Below are 12,899 nucleotides of genomic sequence, written 5' to 3'. Positions count from 1 at the left end.
AAGAAAGTTGTACATATTTAGGGAGAAAGATCATGTCATTAGTTTCAAACTTGTTTTTACTGTTTGTGGCGGTGAGTGTATTTGTTTATTATATTGTACCGCACAAACTCCAGTGGCTGGTTCTGTTATGTTTCAGCTACATTTATTATCTGGCTGGTGGTGTCCGTTATGTGGGCTTCATCCTCTTTTCTACACTGGTTACCTGGGGCATTGCACTTGCAGTTGAGAAGACGGAAGCAGGCGGAAGCCACAAAGGTGCCAGAAACCTTCTGGTTCTCGGACTGATATTGAATTTCGGTATGCTTGGAGTTGTGAAGTATACGAATTTCGCTATCGAGAATCTTAATGCTTTATTCCATATGAATTTAAGAGGAATGGAAATTCTGCTTCCACTTGGAATTTCTTTTTATACTTTCCAGTCATCCGGATATTTGCTGGATGTGTACTGGAAACGCTGTGAAGCAGAGAAGAATCCTGTAAAATATGCATTGTTTGTTTCCTTCTTTCCGCAGATCCTTCAGGGACCAATCGGAAGATACAGCCGTCTGGCACATCAGCTTTATGAGCCGCATAAGTTCGAGGGTAAGAATATTGCCAGAGGATTTGAACGTATTCTCTGGGGCTTCTTTAAGAAGATGATCCTGGCAGACTGGGCAGCAGTGTTTGTAGATGCGATTTTTGATAATCCGGATCAGTACAGCGGACTTGCTATCTTTGGCGTTTTATTTTACACAGTTCAGCTGTATGCAGACTTTTCCGGTGGAATGGATGTAGTAATCGGTATTGCGTCTATGTTTGGAATTGAACTGGATGAGAACTTCAAGCGTCCATTCTTCTCCATTTCCATTACAGACTTCTGGCACCGCTGGCATATCACACTCGGTACCTGGATGAAGGATTATGTGTTCTATCCGGTGACCTTATCCAAATGGATGGGTAAATTCGGCAAATGGGGCAAGAAAGTATTTGGCAAAAAGACCGGACGTACATTGCCAATCTGTCTGGCTAACCTGATCGTATTCTTTGTGGTTGGTGTGTGGCATGGTGCAGCATGGAAGTACATTGTGTACGGTATGTACAATGGTATTATCATTGCTTTCAGCGGACTTATGGCAGAACATTACAGAAACTGGAAAAAGAAATTCAACATCACTGGAAAAGAGAACTGGTATCATGTATTTATGATCATACGTACTTTTATCCTGGTAAATATCAGCTGGTTCTTTGACAGAGCGGACACAGTGGGACAGGCTTTTCATATGATGAAGCTCTCTGTTACAAAGTTTGCACCGTCACAGTTACTGCTGATCCCGGCCGGTAAAGAGGGAACTGCTTTTACTCCTTATGCACTGGCAATCCTGGCAGTAGGCTGCATTATTCTGTTTATCGTAAGTGTCCTTCAGGAACGTGGCATGAAGATAAGAGAATCACTTGCAGGACTGAGTCTGCCAATTACTGTAGCAATTTATTTTTGTCTGCTGGCATCCATCGGTTTCTTTGGATCAACAGCAGTAGCGAGAGGATTTATTTATGCGCAATTTTAAAAAAGTTTTAAAAACGTTCCTGGTACTGGTCGTGTGTGTGGCTCTTCTGGCAGCACTTGACCTGGCACTTTATCCATGTACATTTATGAGAAATGATGTGCATGCAGTTGTGACACAGCAGTTTGACGATATTATTGTTGGAACTTCCCATGGAAAAATGGATATTAATCCGGATGTGATGGAGGAAGTTACGGGACGCAGCGGACATAATCTCTGTGTCGGCGGCGAGTATGGAATTGATGCATATTATCTGGTCAAACTGATCAAAGAGAAACAGAATCCAAAGAGAATTATCTACGAGGTTGACCCGGGATATTTTGTATCAGAGAAGGAAGAAGGAAATAACTATCTGCTTTTCTATCATGAATTCCCGATCTCAAAAGCAAAGGTGGAGTACTTCTGGAATTCTATTGCAAAATGTAATTTCCGTACTGTGCTTTTTCCGTGGTATGAATATTCTCTCAGCTATGAATTGCCGAAGGTAAAGGATACATTCACCCAGAAAGTATCCGGCGATTATGATGTATCTCATCTGAAGAGTGATTCTCAGGAATATCATGAGAGCGGATTTATCGAGAGATATCCGGTGGACGTGACGAAGCTTAAGAAGTCTGAACCGAAGCTCTATGAAGAGGGTCAGGTAAATGAAGAAAACATGGAATATCTGAAAAAGCTGATCGCATACTGCAAAGAAAATGATATTGAATTTGTGGCAGTAACAACACCGATTCCGATTAATACACTGAAGGATTACAGCGATAATTACAATGCTGCATGGAAATATTTCGGCCAGTTCTTTGAGGAACAGGGTGTGGAGTATCTGAACTTTAACACAGAATATTTCAAGACATTTACACATGACCTGAAAGCTTATACAGACTATGACGGACATATGAATGGAGATGCGGCAGAAGCATATTCAAAGGTTCTTGCACAGGTTCTGGATAGCGTCGGACAGAAAAATTGATTAGTTAAATATTAGTTACTGATTATGGTTACTGGTAATTGAAGCAGGAACTTACCTGATTTAGTTTGAATGAATCAAAAAAGTTTCCTGCTTTAATTGTAAATATTTACTTGTTGATATTGTGAAAATAGGACAGACAGTAGTAAAATGAATAAAAACCTTGTGAAGTACAGAGGGGAGGAATTACATATGAAAACAAGTATTCTGGAATATCTGGAAGAATCCGCACGGAAATATCCGGATAAGACAGCTTTTGCAGATGAACATACATCCTGCACATTTAAGGAACTGGAACAGACCGCACGCAGAACAGGAACTGCACTTGCGAAACATTTCACGCCAAGAAACCCGGTACCTGTATTTATGGAGAAGAGTGTAGAAACCATTGGAGTTTTTATGGGCGCTGTCTATGCGGGATGCTTCTACGTACTGATGGATACCAAGCAGCCGGCGAGCAGACTGCAGCAGATTCTTGGAATTCTGGACAGTGATGTGATCGTTACATCTGAGAAATATCTGAAGGATCTGGAGAAACTTGAATTTAAAGGAACGGTTCTGATGGCACCGGATCTGGCAGCAGAACCGGAGAATGAGACAGTACTGAAGGAGATCAGAGAACAGGCATTGGATGTGGATCCGCTGTATGGAATCTTTACTTCCGGTTCTACGGGAGTTCCGAAGGGAGTTGTGGTAGGACATCGTTCTGTACTTGACTTTATCGACTGTTTTACAGAACTTTTTGATATCACTGAGAAAGATGTTATGGGAAACCAGGCTCCGTGGGATTTCGATGTATCTGTGAAAGATATTTACTCCGGACTGAAAACGGGTGCGACAGTTCAGATCATTCCGAAGCAGCTGTTCTCTTTCCCGATGAAATTGATCGATTATCTGATCGAGAGAGAAGTGACAACACTGGTTTGGGCGGTATCTGCGCTGTGCATTATTTCAACGCTGAATGGGTTTGAGTATAAAGTGCCGGATAAGATTAAGAAGATTCTTTTCTCCGGTGAGGCAATGCCTGTGAAACATCTGAATATCTGGAGAAAATATCTGCCGGATGTTATGTATGTAAATATTTATGGACCGACAGAGATCACATGCAACTGTACTTACTATATTGTGGATAGAGAGTTTCAGCCAGGAGATGTACTTCCTATGGGTAAAGCATTTCCGAATGAGAAAGTTTTCCTTCTGGATGAAGAGGATAAGCTGGTTACAGAGAAGAATAAAAATGGTGAACTTTGTGTAACAGGAAGCGCACTTGCATTGGGTTACTACAAAAACAGAGAACAGACAGCGAAGGCATTTGTCCAGAATCCGTTGAATGACAGATACCTGGAACCAATGTACAGAACCGGTGATCTTGCTTATTATAATGAGCTTGGTGAGCTGTGTTTTGCAACACGTAAGGATTTCCAGATCAAGCATATGGGACATCGTATTGAGCTTGGCGAGATTGAAGCTGCTATGGATAAAGTTCCGGAGATTGTGAGAAGCTGTTGTATCTTTGATACAGCTAAAAGTAAGATCGTAGCTTTCTACGAAGGTGATATCGAGAGAAGACCGCTGGCAAAAGCACTGGGACAGTATGTACCTGCATTTATGGTTCCGAATGTATTCCGTCAGGTGGAAAGTATGCCGCTTACAAAGAACGGAAAGATTGACAGAAAAGCGCTTACAGCTATGTATCAGGAGGAAAAGAAGAAATGAGTTCCTATAAATTTATGAAAGACCTGATTGAGAAAGAGCATACTCCGACACCATCTTATGTTTTTGATCTGGACAAGATGAAGGATTTTGTAAAAAAAGTGCAGAGCTGTCTTGGAGAGAGCGCACAGTTATGTTATGCTATGAAGGCAAACCCTTTTCTTACAGGCCCGATGATGGATGTGGTTCCGTCATTTGAAGTGTGCTCACCGGGTGAATTTCGAATCTGTGAGCGCGTCGGTGTGCCGATGGAGAGAATTGTTCTTTCCGGTGTGTATAAGAATCCGGAAGATGTGGAATATGTACTTTCTACATATGGCGGAAAGGGTGTGTATACCGTAGAGTCTCTGCAGCATTTACAGATTCTGAATGAAACTGCAGTGAGACTTGGCATGAAGATTACGGTGCTGATCCGTGTGACAAGTGGGAATCAGTTTGGTGTAGATGAAGCGGATATCAGGCAGATTATTTCCAATAGAACAGATTATCCGGGGGTTGAGATAGAAGGTCTTCAGTTTTATTCAGGAACGCAGAAGAAAGACCTCAGCCAGATGAAAACAGAGCTGGAGCATCTGGATGAATTTATCGGGGCGCTGAAATCTGAAAGCGGATTTGAAGCACAAGTGCTTGAGTATGGTCCGGGATTTTTTGTTCCGTATTTTAAGAAGGATAAGAGTGAGGATGTGGAGAGTGTTCTGAGCGAATTCAGAGCACTTCTGGAAGGACTTAACTTCAAGGGTAAGGTTGTTCTTGAGATGGGAAGATTTCTGGCAGCAGCCTGCGGATATTACGTGACATCAATCGTGGATATGAAGATAAATAAAGAACAGCCGTATGTGATCATGGACGGAGGGATCAATCACCTGAATTACTATGGTCAGGCAATGGCGATGAAGCAGCCATACTGCACACAGCTTGATGCAGAAGGAAACGAGAAAACAGAAGGTGAAGAAGAATCCTGGAATCTCTGCGGAGCACTCTGCACAGTCAGTGATGTAGTTGTAAAGCGTTTTCCACTTCACAAACCGCAGCTTCATGATATACTGGTATTTGAACGGGTAGGTGCTTATTCCGTGACAGAAGGAATCTATTTATTCCTCAGCCGTCCGCTTCCGAGAATCTATTTCTGGACAGAGGAAGAAGGACTGCGCATGGTGCGGGATGGTGTACATACAGATCTTTTAAACTCAGAAAAATAAGAAAACAGGGAGAGAATACGATGGAAGAATTAATCGAATTACTGGAAGAAATCCAGCCGGATGCAGACTTTGAAAACTGCGATACTTTAATTGATGACGGAATCCTTGATTCCTTTGCAATCCTGTCAATTGTCAGTGAACTGCAGGATACTTATGACATCACAATCACTCCGGCAGATATCATCCCGGAGAACTTCAACTCTGCAAAAGCACTGTGGGATATGGTGTGCAGACTGAAAGATTGATTAACTGAATAAGATATTGATGTAGGGTGCCACTTTTGGATCATAAATCTGAAAGCGGCACTCTTTTTTTGCTCAGAACAGGTCATTTGTCGGTTAAATATGCTGTTCGTCAGCAATTGAATGCAAATGAGACTTTGTATGGTAATCTAACATCATCAACAAGAGATACATAAAATCAGATAGAAAGAAAAGGGGAATGAAAAATGAAAAAGGAAAAGAAAAGAATGAAAAAAGCAGCTTGTTTATTATTATGTATGATGTTATCTTGTGGGGTCGCAAGTGCAGAAGTACCAGCAGCACAAACAACAAATGCCGTAACAGTTTATCAGGGAACACACACAGATTCATCTGATGCAAAGATGTTTTCGTTTTTGAATTTCACCAGTGTGAGTATTAATAAAGGTTGTTCAAAGAGACTGCCAAAAGCAATCTGGATGACAGGAACAAGAATCAGTTATAGCTCATCTGATAATAAGGTGGTAAGCGTAAATTCCAAAGGTGTGATAAGAGGTAATAAAACTGGAAAAGCGGTGATAACCATTAAAGTTATGCGAGGAACGAAGGTAACATATGTGAAAGTTAGAGTTAGTGTATGTGATGGGCATGTGAAGGGACGTAGATAAGAAATTAAAGAATAATAAAATACTGACTGAAAAATTGCGCGTCGCATTCTTGCTACTTAGTGCTGAGTTAGACGCGCAAATTTTTTATATAGAAATAAAAATATAAACCATATACAGAAAGGACAAAAAAATAAGATGAAAAAAAGAACAGCAGTATCAGTTATTTTAGCCGCAACTATGATGGTTTCCACAGGAATCCCGGCAATGGGAGCGGAGTTTACAAGCGGAGAACAGGCGGAAGCATCAGCAGAGTTTACAGACCAGAGTGAAGAGGAACAGATAGCTGGATTTTCTGAAAATGCAGAAGAAGTACCAGTAGCGCAAAGCTATGAAGATGACGACGAAGACAATGAAAATGCGGTACCTGAGAGTATTTCCATTGTGAAGGAACCAAAGAGAAGCAATGTCTGGTACAGGCTGGAAGATTACCCAGACGAAGGCTTGGATTTCTGGGGTATGTGTTTTGAGATTACTTATACAAACGGAGAGAAATCTCAGGTAGAAATAGACTGGGAATCTAACGCTTACGTAGCGAGGGATGAATATTACAATGTATATGATATTTGTCTGTTGGACAAAAGCGGACAGAGAGTAACTGGCGAAGTGCAGCCTGGAGATTATGAGTGTGTGATCAGATACAAAGATATCCAGAGTAATTCAATTCCAATCCAGGTACTGCATCCAGACCAGGCAACTGAATTGAAGCAGGATATTTCCAATCCATGTACAACTGAAGTAAAAGTAATCGGTAATAAAGCCGTTGTGAAATTTATTCCACAGTATGATACTCCTTGCAGGATCACATCGCCGGATGATGTGTCAATTAATGTTTCGGATGCAGATTTTAATAATGACACTTCAGAAAAATTTGAAAAAGGGAAGACCTATTATATATGGACGTATAACACAAGTCTCAAAAAAGTAAATTTCAAACTGGAATATGAAAGTGAGATTACATCTGTAAAACTTATTAAGGAACCGGAAATTAAATATACTTACGAAGGAACAGCCAGATACTATGAAATGTATTTAAGAGGCGGAAAAATCGAAGTTACCTATGCAAACGGAACTACTCAGGTGCTTCCTACAGATTACTGGTGTAGAACCAAGACGGGGAAAGAATTGATTGCGAAATGTGATTATGAAGGTTCTTATGATATGTGGCGGTATGATCCGGTTCCGGTAGGAACTTATGATGTATATTTTACGATAAAAGATACTGAGCAGAAAGTATGCGTAAAAAATGTAGAAGTGAAGCCGCTTACATCTATGCCTACAATTAACGGAAGTGGTACAGTTACGGTTGACAATATAGGAAGAAATGAAGCGTGGCTTCGTCTGAAAACCGGAAACAGCGAAGAGTATGTGATAGAAGCACTGGATAAAGTAAAGTATCTGGACGTTTATAAATATGATGCCGAGACAAAGAATATGGAAGAATGTGGCGGAAACGAATCCGGAGAAACTTTCAGACTTAATCCGAATACAGAATACTATATCAGACCGGAATCAGCAACAAGTGAAAAGATTACATTTAAAGTAACTGAGCTGGGCGTACAGGATACAGTAAAAATGCCAAATTGTAGCATTTCCATGCCGAACAAATATACATATAAAGGTAAGGCAGTTGTTCCGAAGGTAAAGATTACATATAAAGGCAAGGAACTGGTCAAGGATAAAGACTATACCATTTCCTGTAAATCTAATACCAAAATCGGAACTGCTTCTGTAACAATTACAGGAAAAGGAAATTATACAGGATCGGTCAAAAAGACATATCAGATCACATTAGGAACTCCAACTGTAACATCTGCCAAAACTTCCGGTAAAGATGCAGTGAAACTCACCTGGAAAAAGGCTGCAGGAGCGACAAAATATCTGGTATACAGATATGACGGCAAAACCTGGAAAAAAGCAGGAACCACTGCATCAATAACCTTTACAGACAGAAAACTGAAAAAAGGTATGACCTATAAATATAAAGTACGCGCAGTATGCCAGAATAATGGAAAGAATGTTTATAGCTCTTATTCAGTTGTGAAAAGCGTTAAGAGATAAATGGTGTTAAGATGCTGTAATAATGGAAATGAAAGCCAGCAGTTGTTGTAAAATATAAGTATTGTATTCGAAGGCAGAGTGTGGATATCTGTCTGGCTAACGAAGAGATTATGATTCAATTTGTGAATGATAGTCTCTTTGTTTTATTATGTCATAGTCTATGACATAATAAAGCCTTCCTGAGGATAATTCTTTCTTGTACTGATTATGGTTATTCATTAGAAAAAACAAGCATTTCATCATGATTCTAATTTATTTCGATCAATTATTGATATTGTAAATTTGTCAAAATAATAAAAGTCAGGAGGAATTGATTATGACAAAAAGAAAGACGAAATGGATGCTGATGTTTTGCTGTTTAATATGTATGGTGTTCTTTAGTGGTCCGGTAAAGGTAAAAGCAGCAAAAACATCAGAAGTACCTTACCCAGAGGTTGTCAGGATTGGAAGTAAGAGATATATGACTCTGGAAAAAGCCGTAAAAGCAGTAAAAAAAGGACAGACTATTGTATATCGGAAGGGAGACTGTTATGAACAGGCGGTAGTATTAGAAAAAGATACCAGCTATACAATTGATTTCAAAAACTTTCAGACTTTTTCCATGAAAGATGCTTTGCATGGGCTAATTATTGTAAAGAAGGGAACTGTAACCGTCAAGAACGGAAATGGAACTTCTTTTATTGTAGAGCCAGGTGCAACATTGATCATGAAAAAAGGAAAATTTGGAAGTATCAGAAATAATGGAAGGACAATTTTAAGAGGCGCACAACTGTGTGGAATGTATAATGATGCGGGGACTCTGGAAAGTGAAAATGCAACGGTAAATGGCAATATGCTTATTAAAGGGGGAAAAACAGTTATTCATAAAGGAACTTATAATATTTTATCTTATTTTGAGATAGTGAATGGTACCGTTTTCCTGAAAGGAGGAACATATAGGACAAAGAACACAGCTATTTACAATCGTAGTGGAGAAGTTACGATCACGGGTGGAACTTATACAGGAGGTTCAGTTGGGATACGTAATAACGGGAAAATGACGATAGAAGGTGGTACGATAACAGGTAGTGCATATGCAATTTCAAATGTTCTGAGTGGTGAAATTTTTATAAAAGGGGGAGTAATAACAGGTGGTTCATATGCTTTATGTTGTGGAGGCAAGGGATCTACAGATATTATAGGTGGAACGTTTATCAGTAAAAAAGCGGCTCCAATTATGATTGTACAGGTAGAAAATAACGGTCATGTTTCAATAAGAGAAGCTGTTTTAAAAACAAAACCGGGATATGAACATGGTGCAATATGGGTGCCGCGCAAAAATAAAAATATTTATATTTCAAAAGCAAACATTACTTACTATGGAACTTCGAGACTAATTTGCGAATAATTCGGGAGTATAATTTCTTTTTTACATTAATTTGGGTTATTCATCTTTCCAAAGCTACGTTTCATCATAAAATCTACATATTGGGATGAAATTTGTTATTTTAGACTTATCAGAAGTGACAAAGAACAGAGAGAATGCTGGTAATGAGAAAAATACATGATGGAGGAGAAAATACATATGTTGAAAAAAGTTTTAAGGAAGTTAGTAACTTTAACAGTTACAGTTGCTACTGTAGCAACCATGGCAGCCCCAGTCAGTGCCGCTACTTTAACACCAAAAAAATCACACAGTAAAGCAGAAATTACTGAATATGTGGATTATCTTAATGATATCACTGATTCATGGACATTTCGTGCAGATGGGTATGTGCCTGCATTTTCTGTTTCAGATGAGGATGATTCAGCTGAAGAAAAATTTTCAGCAGAGCCAGGTTCTATACCGTATTGTTTTTGGCAAATGTCAGAATTGCTTCAGAACACACCAGGTATCGATGATGAGCAGAAAGCAAAATATGGTAGTACTATTTTCAGCGGCAGTTCTCCTACTCCTGCCGGTGCAAGATTTGATATGTATATCACAAGTATGTTTTACAAGCAAAAAATGGATTCCACACCTTGGCTGGGGCATAGTAAATCTTGTTCTACGAATATTGATGATTATGGTGATAAATATGATTATCAATGGAAAGTACTTAAATATCATACATTTGATTTCAGCCCAAATGGAGCATCTGAACTAGCTGGAAAACATATTAGGAAATATGGGACCTGGTAAATCCTATATTATAACCAAATAAACTGCGGAGAAGTTATTTGGTTATGAGCAAGTAGCGAAGCAGATGATTTTATCCGCTTGACTCAGGACAGGGAATGAAAATTGAAACAGAGTGTAATCCAGACTTTAATAGGGTGCACTCTGTTTTTGTAAAGATAAAATGCCATTTTTCACAAAAACCTGGTCATTCGTCAGCAGAAGAACAATTTAGAAAAAATCTGCAGTAATATAACAGCAAGGTAAGCAAAACATAAGAAAAAATATAACGTAGATCAAAAGGAGGATGCAATATTTTTGTGTTTTACAACAACTGTACCAACGATGGCGGCGTCATCTGTATATAATGCCGCAGTAGCAAGCTATATGAATTATATGAAAGGAAAAAGCGGATATTACAAAATTATAGATGTAGATGGAAATGGGATACCTGAGTTACTTATGAATAACAGAACACAGGGATATTGCTATAATGAGATTAGAACATATAATCCAAGAACGAGAAGAAATATGAATGTAGCTGTTATTGGATATGGAAAAGGATATAATATGTCGTTTAGAGTTTCAAAGACTTGTCATACAGTAATGTTACCTAATGGAAACACAGGGGGAATGTCGTATACTATATTTAAAATTAGTGGGACAAGTGCAAGAAAAATTGTACAGGCAGAGAAGTTTAATGGGAAGTTTGAAAAGGGATATGCGATTAATGGTAAGAAGGTAAGCAAGTCTAAATATGATAATACTATTGCTAAATATATGAAAAATAGTATTGAAGTTAAAATTAAATAATAAACAAAAAAACAATTAAATACAAAAAGCAAAGAGATTATAATTTGATGATTTATAAATTATAGTCTCTTTTTCTTATATTCATTTGGTCGTTCAGCAGGCTAATCATGCGTTTCGTCACGAAATCTGCATATTCATCAGAAATCTGATATATTTAACTTATCAGAAATAAGTTAGGCAAGGAAAGGACGGGGAATGAAAATGAAAAAGGGAGAAAAGAAATGGACGAGAGTGCTTTGTTTTTTATTATGTATGATATTGACTTGTGGTATATTCACTACGGGAGCATCAGCAGCAGAAATAAAAAACTCACAGCAGATAAGCAACCTTAATTTGACAGTAGGAAAATTACTTTCGCAGAAGATGTTCAGCACAACAATGGAAAAAGGACAGGTAGCAAATTTACTGAATTTAAAAGGAATGACGGGAGTGAAATTTACTTGCAGATCATCAAACAATAAAATCGTTTCAGTAAGTTCTAAAGGAATTATAAAAGGAGTAAAGTCAGGAAATGCAGTTGTATATGTTAATGTAATTAAGGGCAGTAATATCTATAAGGTACAGATTAAAGTGAAAGTAAGTAATAACGTAGAAAACAAATATAAAGAGTTTTTAAGACAGAATAAGGGTAAATATAAATACTACACAATAAAAACAGTAAAAGGATCTAAATATCCGGTTTTACTTGCTACAAATAGTTTATATGATCCATATAATCCAAGTGATCCTTTAAAGAGAGGAAAAATGATGGCAAATCAGTGTACAGTGTTTATTTATTCTGGAAATCAAGTAAACGAGTTGGAAGAAATTGCTTGTAGAGCGTGTGAGTGTCTTAAATATGAAAATAATACATTATATAGTGTTCGACATAATTGTATTGACAGTTACGTTATAAAGAATGACAAAATTATTAATATTGGAGAAGGGCCTTCGCATCTGTATAAAGATTCCTCTAAATATATTAAATTTAAACAAAATAATTTTTAAATCAAAATAGAACAGAGTGTAATCCAAACTTTGATGGAATACACTCTGTTTTCTTATGCTTACTTGTTACCGAAAATCGACGTTAATTTAAGGATAAAATGCTATTCGTCACAAAAAACTGGTCATTCGTCAGCATAGGAACACTTCCGGGAAAAGCTGCTGTAATATAACAGTACAAGGTAAGCAAAACAAAAACATAGAAAAAATATACCGCAGATCAAAAGGAGGATGTCTTATGAGAAAAGAACGAATTAATTTAGCAGAGAGATTTAACTGGAAATGGATGATGATGGTTATAATGGCATTTGTATTGTCATTACCGGTTAGTGCAAAGTTATGTCATGCCTGCCCGGAGGAATCTTACAGAGTTAATGTGGCAAGCGGATATCTGGCACTTCGTAATGCACAGTGCTATGATGACAGCAATATTATTGGAAAACTGTACAATACTGATACAGTAGATGTAGTAAATTATTCAGGAACATACTGGTATGTATCAATGTCATTAACTTAGCAATTTGCCAATACTGCATTGATGAAAATATCAGCAGAAGGATTTGATTATGATAAAAAATGGGATATTGATGGATCAAGATACAACGTCTTACTAAAATTT

Annotated in this window: 12 protein-coding genes; all 12 read left to right on the top strand. The window is 38.1% G+C overall.

What is annotated here, in order from left to right; genetic code table 11:
• Positions 1 to 32: 32 nt before the first annotated feature.
• The 12 genes from KQI87_RS02125 to KQI87_RS02070 all read left to right on the top strand — a co-directional run bounded on the left by KQI87_RS02125 (position 33) and on the right by KQI87_RS02070 (position 12,797).
• A complete protein-coding gene (locus KQI87_RS02125) occupies positions 33 to 1,544 on the top strand; it encodes an MBOAT family O-acyltransferase (RefSeq protein ID WP_216458707.1) in 1,512 nt (503 codons plus the stop codon).
• Positions 1,531 to 2,511: a hypothetical protein gene (locus KQI87_RS02120; RefSeq protein WP_216458706.1), complete on the top strand. Its 981-nt coding sequence runs from the start codon at positions 1,531 to 1,533 to the stop codon at positions 2,509 to 2,511. The genes KQI87_RS02125 and KQI87_RS02120 overlap by 14 nt, the downstream gene beginning before the upstream one ends.
• Before the next feature lie 189 nt (positions 2,512 to 2,700).
• Positions 2,701 to 4,224: an amino acid adenylation domain-containing protein gene (locus KQI87_RS02115; protein WP_216458705.1), complete on the top strand. Its 1,524-nt coding sequence runs from the start codon at positions 2,701 to 2,703 to the stop codon at positions 4,222 to 4,224.
• Positions 4,221 to 5,420 carry a diaminopimelate decarboxylase family protein gene (locus KQI87_RS02110; protein ID WP_216458704.1) on the top strand — a complete coding sequence of 400 codons (1,200 nt, stop codon included), beginning with the start codon at positions 4,221 to 4,223 and terminating at the stop codon, positions 5,418 to 5,420. The genes KQI87_RS02115 and KQI87_RS02110 overlap by 4 nt, the downstream gene beginning before the upstream one ends.
• 20 nt (positions 5,421 to 5,440) lie before the next feature.
• Positions 5,441 to 5,665, top strand: coding sequence for an acyl carrier protein (locus KQI87_RS02105; protein ID WP_117676612.1), 225 nt, complete (start codon positions 5,441 to 5,443; stop codon positions 5,663 to 5,665).
• A 203-nt stretch (positions 5,666 to 5,868) separates the two neighbouring features.
• Positions 5,869 to 6,288: an Ig-like domain-containing protein gene (locus KQI87_RS02100; RefSeq protein ID WP_216458703.1), complete on the top strand. Its 420-nt coding sequence runs from the start codon at positions 5,869 to 5,871 to the stop codon at positions 6,286 to 6,288.
• Between the two features lie 135 nt (positions 6,289 to 6,423).
• Complete coding sequence (locus KQI87_RS02095) at positions 6,424 to 8,346, top strand: hypothetical protein (RefSeq protein WP_216458702.1); 1,923 nt, start codon at positions 6,424 to 6,426, stop codon at positions 8,344 to 8,346.
• A 316-nt stretch (positions 8,347 to 8,662) separates the two neighbouring features.
• Positions 8,663 to 9,733: a hypothetical protein gene (locus tag KQI87_RS02090; RefSeq protein ID WP_216458701.1), complete on the top strand. Its 1,071-nt coding sequence runs from the start codon at positions 8,663 to 8,665 to the stop codon at positions 9,731 to 9,733.
• 177 nt (positions 9,734 to 9,910) lie between these two features.
• Positions 9,911 to 10,507, top strand: coding sequence for a hypothetical protein (locus KQI87_RS02085; RefSeq protein ID WP_216458700.1), 597 nt, complete (start codon positions 9,911 to 9,913; stop codon positions 10,505 to 10,507).
• A gap of 294 nt (positions 10,508 to 10,801) precedes the next feature.
• On the top strand, positions 10,802 to 11,296 hold the full coding sequence (locus KQI87_RS02080) for a hypothetical protein (protein ID WP_216458699.1): 495 nt from the start codon (positions 10,802 to 10,804) through the stop codon (positions 11,294 to 11,296).
• Positions 11,297 to 11,491: 195 nt separating this feature from the next.
• Positions 11,492 to 12,283 carry an Ig-like domain-containing protein gene (locus KQI87_RS02075; protein ID WP_216458698.1) on the top strand — a complete coding sequence of 264 codons (792 nt, stop codon included), beginning with the start codon at positions 11,492 to 11,494 and terminating at the stop codon, positions 12,281 to 12,283.
• A 235-nt stretch (positions 12,284 to 12,518) separates the two neighbouring features.
• Positions 12,519 to 12,797: a hypothetical protein gene (locus tag KQI87_RS02070; RefSeq protein WP_216458697.1), complete on the top strand. Its 279-nt coding sequence runs from the start codon at positions 12,519 to 12,521 to the stop codon at positions 12,795 to 12,797.
• The last annotated feature ends 102 nt before the right edge of the window (positions 12,798 to 12,899 follow it).

This window comes from Blautia sp. MSJ-9 (assembly GCF_018919065.1).
Taxonomy (GTDB): domain Bacteria; phylum Bacillota; class Clostridia; order Lachnospirales; family Lachnospiraceae; genus Blautia_A.
This window is presented reverse-complemented; position numbering and strand designations above follow the sequence as displayed.